Source organism: Burkholderia sp. Bp9140, assembly GCF_003853425.1.
GTDB lineage: Bacteria > Pseudomonadota > Gammaproteobacteria > Burkholderiales > Burkholderiaceae > Burkholderia.
In genome coordinates this window covers 1-9,452 of sequence record NZ_QTPQ01000078.1, presented here as the reverse complement: position 1 = coordinate 9,452, position 9,452 = coordinate 1, and the positions used below count along the sequence as shown (strand labels likewise).

The following is a 9,452-nucleotide window of genomic DNA, read 5'->3' as shown; positions in this document are numbered from 1 at the left end:
GACAAGGGCGCGATCGTCGAGGACGACCGCAAGGACGATTTCTTCTCGAATCCGAAGTCGGATCGCGCGAAGGACTTCCTCGCGAAAATCCTGCACTGAGCGATACCGCGGCGCGTCATGCCGCACGACGCGCCGCGCGCCGCCGGCCGCCATTTTCCGGAACCTGCCGTCCAGATGAAACGACTTCCTTCCCTCAACGCGCTGCAGATCTTCGACATCGTCGCCCGTCACGGCAGCTTCACGCGCGCCGCCGAGCACCTGTGCCTGACCCAGGGGGCCGTGAGCCGGCAAATCCTCGCGCTCGAGGGCTTCTATCAGTTTGCGCTGTTCAAGCGCACGCCCAAGGGGCTGACGCTGACGGCCGAAGGTGAACTCCTGCTGCCGACGGTGCGCGAAAGCTTCGCGCGCATCGAGGAGGTATCGATGCGCCTCTCTCGCAGGCGTACCGAACTCGCGCTGAAGGTGCCGACCTGCATGATGCAGTGGATGCTGCCGCGAATCATGCGGTTCCAGGCCGAGCATCCCGAACTCCAGGTGCAGATCACGACGACCTGGGATCATCACGTCGATTTCCGCATGGAACCGTTCGACGCCGCGGTGATCTACGCTGCCGGCGGCGGCCCCGACATGCATGCGATCCCCTTGTTCGAAGAACGGCTCACGCCGGTCTGTGCCCCGAGCCTGCCGGACCGGCAGCCGCTCGCGAGACTCGACGACCTGGCCGGTCATACGCTGCTGCATCCGACCCGCGACCACCGCGACTGGAAACGATGGCTCGCCCATGCGGGCGCACCACACGTCGACTCGACTCGCGGGTTGAGCTTCGAAACGCTGGACCTCGCGACACATGCGGCGATCGACGGTTACGGCGTCGCGATCGGCGACAGGACGCTCGCGGACGAAAGCCTGGCGGCGCACCGGCTGGTGATGCCGTTCGACATAGCGTTGCCGACGGGGATGGGCTATTACTTCGTGTATCCGGGCGGTGCCGAACAGCAGCAGAAGATCCAGCTGTTCGGCGACTGGATCGCGAACGAACGCAGGGACGCCACGGGCGTCGCGCCCGCCTGAGCGGATGCCGCAAATCGCGCATGCGGCGCGCCCTCACGACAAGCGCGATTGCGCCGGCTCGGGCGGCTCGCGCGGGAGGTCGCGCACAACACGCGGCTACGTGATCACGCCGACCTGCCATGGCACGAACTCGTTCTGCCCGTAGCCGTGCAGTTCGCTTTTCGAGCGCCGGCCCGACGCACAGTCGAGCATCGCGCGGAAGATCTCGGCGCCGAGTTCGTCGACGCTCGATTTGCCGTCGATCACGCCGCCGCAATCGATATCGATGTCGTCCGCCTGGCGCGTCCATAGCGCCGTATTCGTCGCGAGCTTCAGCGACGGCGACGGCGCGCAGCCGTATGCCGACCCCCGGCCTGTCGTGAAGCAGATCAGGTTCGCGCCCGATGCGACCTGCCCGGTCGCCGACATCGGGTCGTAGCCGGGCGAATCCATGAAGACGAGGCCGCGCGCATCGATCCGTTGCGCATATTCGTATACGTCGACGAGATTCGTCGTCCCGGCTTTCGCGATCGCGCCGAGCGATTTCTCGAGGATCGTCGTGAGCCCGCCCGCCTTGTTGCCGGCCGACGGATTGTTGTCCAGCGCAGCGCCGTGACGCGCGCAATAGGCTTCCCACCACGCGATTCGCGCGAGCAGCTTTTCGCCGACGGCGCGGCTGACGGCACGCCGGGTGAGCAGGTGCTCGGCGCCGTAGATTTCCGGCGTCTCGGAAAGGATCGCCGTCCCGCCCTGCCTGACCAGCCGGTCGACCGCCGCACCCAGGGCAGGATTCGCCGAGATCCCCGAGTAGCCGTCCGAGCCGCCGCACTGCAGCCCCACCACCAGATGCGCCGCCGGCATCAGGACCCGCGCCGCGCGGTTCGCGTCCGCGAGCATTTCCGTGACCATCGCGATGCCGCGCTCGATCGTCTTGCGCGTGCCGCCGCTCTCCTGGATCGTGAAGTGGCGCAGGCGCGCGGCGTCCGCGTGCCCGCCTTCGCGCAGCACATCGCCGATCTGGTTGGTCTCGCAGCCGAGCCCGATGAACAGCACCGAGTGGAAGTTCGGATGCACGGCGTAGCCCGCCAGCGTGCGCCGCAGGATCGCGATACCGTCTCCCTGCGAATCGATCCCGCAGCCGAGCCCGTGCGTGAGCGCGATCACGCCGTCGACGGCCGGATAGTCGGCCAGCGCCTGCGGGCGCACATCGCGCCGGAAATGATCGGCGATCGCGCGCGCCACCGTCGCGGAACAATTGACACTCGTCAGTATGCCGATGTAATTGCGGGTCGCGATTCGGCCGTCGTCACGGCGAATGCCCATGAAGGTTGCCGGCGTTTCGTCGTATTGCGTCGGGCTCGCGGCGACGCCGAACGCGTGCTCGCGCGCGAACTCGGCCATGCCGAGATTGTGCACGTGCACATGCTGGCCGCGCGCGATCGCCTCGCGCGCGACACCGATGATCTGGTTGTAGCGCCTGACCGGCTCGCCTGTCGCGATGTCGCGTGTCGCGATCTTGTGGCCGGGCGGAACCAGGCCGGCCACGACGAGCGCCTCGGATGCGATCCGCGCGCCGGAAACCAGCTGGCGCGTCGCGATCACGACGTCATCGTTCGGATGCAGCCGGATCGCGACCGGCTCGGTAACTTGAAAGGACATGAAGGTGATCCTGGATCCCTGACGGGTCGTTCGTCGCCGGCGCGCGACGGTCCCGCGCGCCGGCGAATGGTTCATCGATGCGAGCCGGCCTGCGCGCCGCCCGTGGTGCGCTCCGCGGCCGCGTGCTCGATCCCGCGCAGCGAGCGCAGCAGCAGCACGCTGCCGAAACACAGCGCGGCGACCACGACGAAGCCCGTGCGCGAATCGTGCGACACCGCGTCCGCGAACGCCTTGATCTGCGGCGACACGAAGCCGCCGAGATTGCCGATCGACACGATGAACGCAATGCCGCTCGCCGCGCCCGTCCCGCCGAGATAGCGCGTCGGCAGGCACCAGAACACCGGCTGGCACGCGACCAGCCCGGGAATCGCGATGCAGAAGGCGAGCAGCGCGAGCACGGGTGTATTGATCACGGATACCGATGCGAACGCGAGAATCCCGACCGTCAGCATGCCGGTCGCGACCTGCAGATGATTGTCGTGGCGATCGGCGAAACGCGTCGCGACGATCATCGCGGCAATCGTGCACAGCCACGGGATCATCAGCAGCAACCCGATCTTTCCGTCGATCTGGGTGCCCATCGTCGCGGCGAACTTCGACGGCAGGTAGAACGCGAGCGGCGCATTGCCGATCTGGATGCAGAAGTACGCGGCAATGAACGTCAGCACCCGACGGTCCTTCAGCACGCCGAACACGGCCGTGGACAGATGCCGCGATTTCGCGCGCTCTTCCGCGTCGAGCGTGTCGCACAATGCGCGCTTCTCGTCATCGGTCAGCCAGCGCGCGTCCTTCGGCCGGCTCGTCAGGTAGAAGAACGCAATCACCCCCACCACGGTCGCCATCAGCCCCTCGACCACGTACATCCATTGCCAGTTGCGCAAGCCGAACACGTCATGCATCTGCAACAGGAAGCCCGACAGCGGATTGCCGATCAGCATCGCGATCGGCACGCCGAAGTAGAACAGTCCCAGCGCACGGGCGCGCCCCTTCGCGGGAAACCAGTAGGTCAGGTACAGGATGATCCCGGGAAAGAACCCGGCCTCGGCCGCGCCGAGCAGGAAGCGGATCGCGTAGAACTGCGTCGGCGTATGCGCGGCCATCATCGAGGCCGACACGAGCCCCCACGTCACCATGATCCGGCTCATCCAGACCCGGGCGCCGATGCGATTCATGATGAGGTTGCTCGGCACTTCGAACAGCGCGTAACCGATGAAGAAAATGCCGGCGCCGAATGCGAATGCCGCATCGCTCAGGCCCGTATCGGCCTGATAGGCGATCTTCGCGAAACCGACGTTCGCGCGATCGATGAACGCCAGCGCGTACATCAGCGTGAGGAACGGCAGGAGCCGGATCGCGGCCTTCCTGACCGCGCCGGCAAGGTGCTTCGATTGATGCGGATCGTGATCCATCGTTGTCTCCGGAATGGTTCTTGTCGTGATGCCGGCCCGTTTACGCTCACCACTCGGGTCCGTCGGGGTACGCGTACGAATCGAGCGAAGCCTGCTTCATCGTGACGCCGTAACCGGGCGCCTCCTGCGGCATGTAGCGCCCGCGGCGAATCACGATCGGCGCCTCGAAATGCTCGTGAAGATGGTCGACGTATTCGAGCACGCGCCGCTCCAGCGAGCCCGACACCGCGATGTAGTCGAACATCACGATGTTCTGCGAGTACTGGCACAGACCGACGCCGCCGCCGTGCGGACATACCGGCACGCCGAACTTCGCCGCCATCAGCACGACGGCGAGCACTTCGTTGAGCCCGCCGAGCCGCGCGGGATCGAGCTGGCAGAAATCGAGCGCGCCGGCCTGGAAGAACTGCTTGAACATCACGCGGTTGTGCGCGTGCTCGCCGGTCGCGACACCGATCGGTCCGATCCGCTGCCGGATCGCGGCGTGACCGAGAATGTCGTCGGGGCTCGTGGGCTCCTCGATCCACCACGGATCGAACCGGGCGAGCACCCGCATGTTCGCGACGGCCTCGTCGACGCCCCAGTTCTGGTTCGCATCCATCATCAGCTTGCGCTCCCAGCCGAGTTCCTCGCGCAGGATGGCCGCACGCCGCATGTCCTGCTCGAGATCGGCGCCGACCTTCTGTTTCAGGTGGGTCCATCCATCCGCCACCGCCGCGCGGGCGAGCGCGCGCATCTTGTCCTCGGAGTAACCCAGCCAGCCGGCCGCGGTCGTGTAGCCGGGAAAACCGTGCGCGTGCATCTCCCGTTCGCGCTGCGCCTTGCCCGGTGCGGCCCGGCGCAGCATCGCGACGGCCTCCTCGCGCGTCAGCACGTCGTCGATGTACGTGAAGTCGATGCAGCTCACGAGTTGTTCGGGCGGCATGTCGACCAGGAATTTCCAGACCGGCTTGCGTGCCGTCTTGGCCCAGAGATCCCAGATCGCATTGATCAGCGCCGCCGTTGCGAGATGCACCACGCCCTTCTCCGGGCCGACCCAGCGCAACTGGCAGTCGCCGGCAACCATCTCGTGCCAGTACGCGCCGAAGTCGGCCGTGATCTCCTCGAGCGAGCGGCCGATCACGAACAGCTTCGCGAGCGCGTGCGCCGCCTCGACGCACAGCTCGTTGCCGCGGCCGATCGTAAACGTCAGCCCGTGCCCCTGGAGGCCGTTGCCCGCGTCGGTGACGAGCGTCACGTAGGTGGCCGAATAGTCGGAATTGCCGTTCATCGCGTCAGAGCCGTCCATGCTCTTCGACGTCGGAAAGCGAATGTCACGTACCTGCACATCGGTAATGCGTGTCGTCATCGTTGCGTGTCTCCATTTCATTTCACTTCACTTCATTGCATGCCGCGGCGGACCGGTACGCCGCGGCCGCTCATCCGAGCGCCGCGGTCAGGCGCGGCTGCATGATCGGCAGCCGCAGCGCGCGCGCCAGCTCGACCGCCGGGCGCAGGCGCCGCGCCTTCTTCATGTCGTGATTGCCGGCGATATCGGCGAGGCGATGCGCAAGGAACGGATTCGAGAACCGGTCGCGCACCTCGTCCAGGTACGCCAGCGCCGCGTCGCGCTCTCCGAGCGCATCGAACACCGGCATCACCTCGTCGTTCCATACGGCTTCGAGCGGCGCGCGGTACGCGCGATCGTCCATCGCCGCGCCGACCGTCATGTCCGGCATGCCGCCGCGCTCGAGCCATTGCTCCGCGAGCACCGTATGCCCGAGATTGAGCAGCAGCAGCTTCCGGCGCTCGTAAACGTCCAGATCGTCGGTCACGACGATGTCCGGGTGCTCGCACGGCAGCGTCATCCCCGCCGTGCGGCCGACCGCCCACAGCGCATACGGTTCGGCGATCGCGCCGACCGGGTGGATCGGCTCCGACACGATGCGGTCGACGAGGGAGTTGACCCACACGCAGCCGCCGAGCAGGTAGTCGACGAATGCGGCATCCGCCTCCCATCGCCGCGCGACGGCGACCACCAGGTCGCGCAACGTGTCGCCGTTGCGCGCGACGAGCTCGCACGGAAGCAGCGTGACGGGCGCCCCGCCGGCGCGAAAGCGCTCGTGCAGCAGCACCGCGAGCTTCGCCGCGAATCCGCGCGGCGGCCGTGAGCCGTCGAGAAGATCGGCCCCGTCGTCATCGAACAGCGCGTAACCGCTGTCGCCGGTGTTGGAGACGATCGTGCGGACCGCGCATGCGACGCGCTCGCGCAAGCGCGCCCAGTCTTCCGTCGCATGCAGCGCTTCGGTGATCGCCGTGCAGTCGACCACGCGATCGATCGTCTCGCCGTGCCGCAGGCCGCGGATCCGCACCGGATAGCGCCTGGTCGCACGCAGCGCGTCGATGCGCGCGCGGCTTTCGGCGCTCGACGTCGTCTGCACCACGGTGATCTCGCCGAGCGCGCGGCCCGCGGCCCGCGCTTCCGACGTAAACAGGTCGACGTGCGCCTGGAGGAAACGGCTGGTGCCGAATTGCAGGATCGGATTGCCCATCGGTTCGCGCGCCCCGTTCAGCATTCGACGAGCGCCTTGATCACGCCAGCGTCCGGCTCGAGGAGCTGCGCGAACCGGTCGGGCAGATCGGCGAGCGTCAGCGCGTGCGTCTTCAGCGCGTCGGTCGGCACCCGGCCCGCACGCATCGCGTCGAGTACCGTTTCGAAGTCCGCGGGCGTCGCGTTGCGGCTCGCGAGCAAGGTCGTCTCGCGCTTGTGGAATTCAGGATCCGAGAACGAGATGCGGCCCTTGACAAGCGAGATCAGCACGTACTTGCCGCCGTGCGCGACGAACTCGAGGCCGCGCTCCATCGCGCCGAGGTTGCCGGTGGCGTCGAACACGACGTCGAAAAATTCGCCGTCGGTGAGCGCCGCAAGACGCGCCACGTCGGTGGCGGCGCCTGTCGTGTCGAGCAGCACGGCGGCGTGCGCACCCAGCGCGGTCTCGCAGACCTCGAGCCGGTCCGCACGGCTGTCGAGCACGCTGACCCGCGCGCCGCGCAGCATGGCGAAGATCAGCGCGGCCATGCCGATCGGCCCCGCGCCGACGACCAGCACACGCTGCCCCGGCCGGACGTCGGCCCGCGCGACCGCGTGCGCGCCGATCGCGAGGAATTCGATCATCGCGGCCTGGTCGAGCGTGACGCCATTGGCCTCGAACACAAACGCCTGCGGAACGGCGAGGTATTCGGCCATGCCGCCATCGGCGTGCACGCCCAGCACCTGGATGCGGGTGCAGCAATTCGTCTTGCCCGCACGGCACGCGACGCACGATCCGCACGACAGATACGGCATCACGTAGACCTGGTCGCCGGCCTTGACGCGCGCCCCCGCCGGAGCGGTCTCGACGACGCCGGCCAGTTCGTGCCCCATCACCCTCGGATAGGCGAGGTACGGCTGGTTGCCGGTGAAGATGTGCATGTCCGTGCCGCACACACCGACGCGCTTCACGCGAATCAGTACATCGTCCGGTCCGGCTGCCGGCATCGGGCGCTCGGCAACGACAAGGCGACCGGGTTCTTCACAAATGACAGTTCTCATCGGTGTCTCGATAACGGTTGAAATGGGACGGCGCGGAAACGTGCCCCCGAAAATTGGCCTGACCAGACACAGGCTATTGGTCTGACCACAATTGGTCAAGCCAATCTAGGAAATTCATGGAAAATCCCTAGTTTGCGGGGCGGCAGAACGCGTCGCAGCGGAGGAATGGCTCTCGATAGGGCAATATTTCACTGGACTGGGCGTGATAGCGCCAACCGTCTCGAGTACCCGGCATTTGGTAAGGCCAATTTAACGGATCGATTCTCCACCGATGCGCGAATACGTGGCGGGCCCCGACCAATTGGTCAGGCCACTGAAGCGAAGTAGACTGACTGCCTGCGCCGTGCGGTCGATGCAATGCGCTCGGCCATTGCGGAGGCCGGCCCGCGCTCCAGCCCGATCTCGAATTTCGCGTCGAGATTGCGTCAATGACGGCCAATTCGGTGCTTGTCAGGCTGGTGGGCGAGCTTTTCGACGGGCGCCACAGTCCGGATCTCGTCGCGCGTCGGCGCGCGCACCGAAAGCAGGCGGACGTGGGCTAACGCGTTCGACGAACATGAGTCTGTTCTGCGCGCTGGGAAACGAGCTGAACCTCGAAGATCGAACGGCGGAACGACTGGCCTGACGCCTGCCTCAGGATTTTTCCGCGTCGCAATGCAACTCCATTGCGAGAATCTTCAACGCTTTCAACTCAACGGGTCGATCGACCATTTTGCCGTCAACGGCTACAGCGCCGCCCCCGCTTGCTCGCACCGCGGACACTACGCGCTGCGCCCAAGCAAGTTCTTCTGTCGAATACGCAAAGCCCGCGTGGACAGGTTCGATCTGTTTCGGGTGAATACACAACTTCCCGCCAAAGCCATTGCGCTTGGCCCTGCGGGCGCCCCTCGCCTCGCGGAACACCGCATTGATGCAGGTTGCTCGACGTATCGTCGCGCCCGAACCGTGCCGCCCGGCCGGTATCTGCTGGTCCAATTCTCTGCCTGTTGGCTCTGCCACCAGCGCGGTTCAGCGTTGTGTCGTCGACTTGATCAAGGACTTGCAGGCACGGGGTGACTGGATGGGAATCGTGCTGCGCCAAATGTGCCGGCTGCTCTTGCCTGAACCGCCGACTTGGCTCCCGGCCGCACCCGTTCGCCGCCGCAACGCACCCGGCATCGCCTGTCACAATGCCTCGCATGTATTTGTGCACTGAACGAAGTCATCATGCCCGGACTGTCGGATCGCACGGAATCTCGTCGTTGACGGAGTGCCCAACTGCGGCGCCCCCGTCAGACAGAGAGGGAGAAACCTGCGGAAGAACCGGACTACGGCCAGACAAGAGAACGCGAACCTGGGCAGCACCACCTTTGCCGTCCGCCCAAGGACGCGCCTTTCTTTTGGTTACTTTTCTTTGGAAGACAAAGAAAAGTGACCGCCGCCCCGCGCAGGGGCGACGCTGATAGACCATTAGCAAAACAGGTTCAACGACAGAGCGCGGATAACCGACAAAAAACCCACGCCCTCGCGAGCCCCACAGCTCATCAAAGAATGAAGCGACGGAAATCGCCAAGCAACGCACCGAGATACGCATTGAACCGCGCGGCTTCCGCGCCATCGATCACGCGATGGTCCCATGACAATGACAGAGGAAGAATGAGCCGCGGCACGAACTGCTTGCCGTCCCACACCGGCTTCAACTGCCCTCGCGACAACCCGAGGATCGCCACTTCCGGCGCGTTGATGATCGGCGTGAAGTTCGTGCCGCCGATCCCGCCGAGCGA

The 9,452-nt window shown here is 66.0% G+C and carries 8 protein-coding genes and 1 pseudogene; 2 read left to right on the top strand and 7 right to left on the bottom strand.

Annotated features, from left to right (window positions below; all coding sequences use genetic code 11):
• Together DIE21_RS36355 and DIE21_RS36350 are read left to right on the top strand one after the other, a co-directional pair.
• Window positions 1-99: pseudogene (locus DIE21_RS36355) on the top strand (amino acid ABC transporter ATP-binding protein); the annotation flags it as partial.
• Between the two features lie 75 nt (window positions 100-174).
• Window positions 175-1,071, top strand: a complete 897-nt coding sequence (locus DIE21_RS36350; RefSeq protein WP_124502152.1) for a LysR substrate-binding domain-containing protein — start codon at window positions 175-177, stop codon at window positions 1,069-1,071.
• A gap of 96 nt (window positions 1,072-1,167) precedes the next feature.
• On the opposite strand, the gene DIE21_RS36345 is transcribed toward DIE21_RS36350, so the two are convergent.
• The 7 genes from DIE21_RS36345 to DIE21_RS36310 form a co-directional block, all read right to left on the bottom strand.
• A complete protein-coding gene (locus DIE21_RS36345; protein ID WP_124502151.1) occupies window positions 1,168-2,709 on the bottom strand; it encodes a UxaA family hydrolase in 1,542 nt (513 codons plus the stop codon).
• A gap of 71 nt (window positions 2,710-2,780) precedes the next feature.
• Window positions 2,781-4,118, bottom strand: coding sequence for an MFS transporter (locus DIE21_RS36340; protein ID WP_124502150.1), 1,338 nt, complete (start codon window positions 4,116-4,118; stop codon window positions 2,781-2,783).
• 46 nt (window positions 4,119-4,164) lie between these two features.
• Complete coding sequence (locus DIE21_RS36335) at window positions 4,165-5,466, bottom strand: enolase C-terminal domain-like protein (protein WP_124502149.1); 1,302 nt, start codon at window positions 5,464-5,466, stop codon at window positions 4,165-4,167.
• Window positions 5,467-5,536: 70 nt separating this feature from the next.
• Window positions 5,537-6,649 carry a mannitol dehydrogenase family protein gene (locus tag DIE21_RS36330; protein ID WP_124502153.1) on the bottom strand — a complete coding sequence of 371 codons (1,113 nt, stop codon included), beginning with the start codon at window positions 6,647-6,649 and terminating at the stop codon, window positions 5,537-5,539.
• Window positions 6,650-6,666: 17 nt separating this feature from the next.
• Window positions 6,667-7,689, bottom strand: a complete 1,023-nt coding sequence (locus DIE21_RS36325) for a zinc-binding alcohol dehydrogenase family protein (protein ID WP_124502148.1) — start codon at window positions 7,687-7,689, stop codon at window positions 6,667-6,669.
• Window positions 7,690-8,322: 633 nt separating this feature from the next.
• Window positions 8,323-8,664 carry an HpcH/HpaI aldolase/citrate lyase family protein gene (locus DIE21_RS36320; RefSeq protein WP_311767477.1) on the bottom strand — a complete coding sequence of 114 codons (342 nt, stop codon included), beginning with the start codon at window positions 8,662-8,664 and terminating at the stop codon, window positions 8,323-8,325.
• Between the two features lie 548 nt (window positions 8,665-9,212).
• Window positions 9,213-9,452 (bottom strand): 2-oxo acid dehydrogenase subunit E2 (locus DIE21_RS36310; RefSeq protein ID WP_185640726.1); only part of this gene is annotated, 240 nt, incomplete at its 5' end.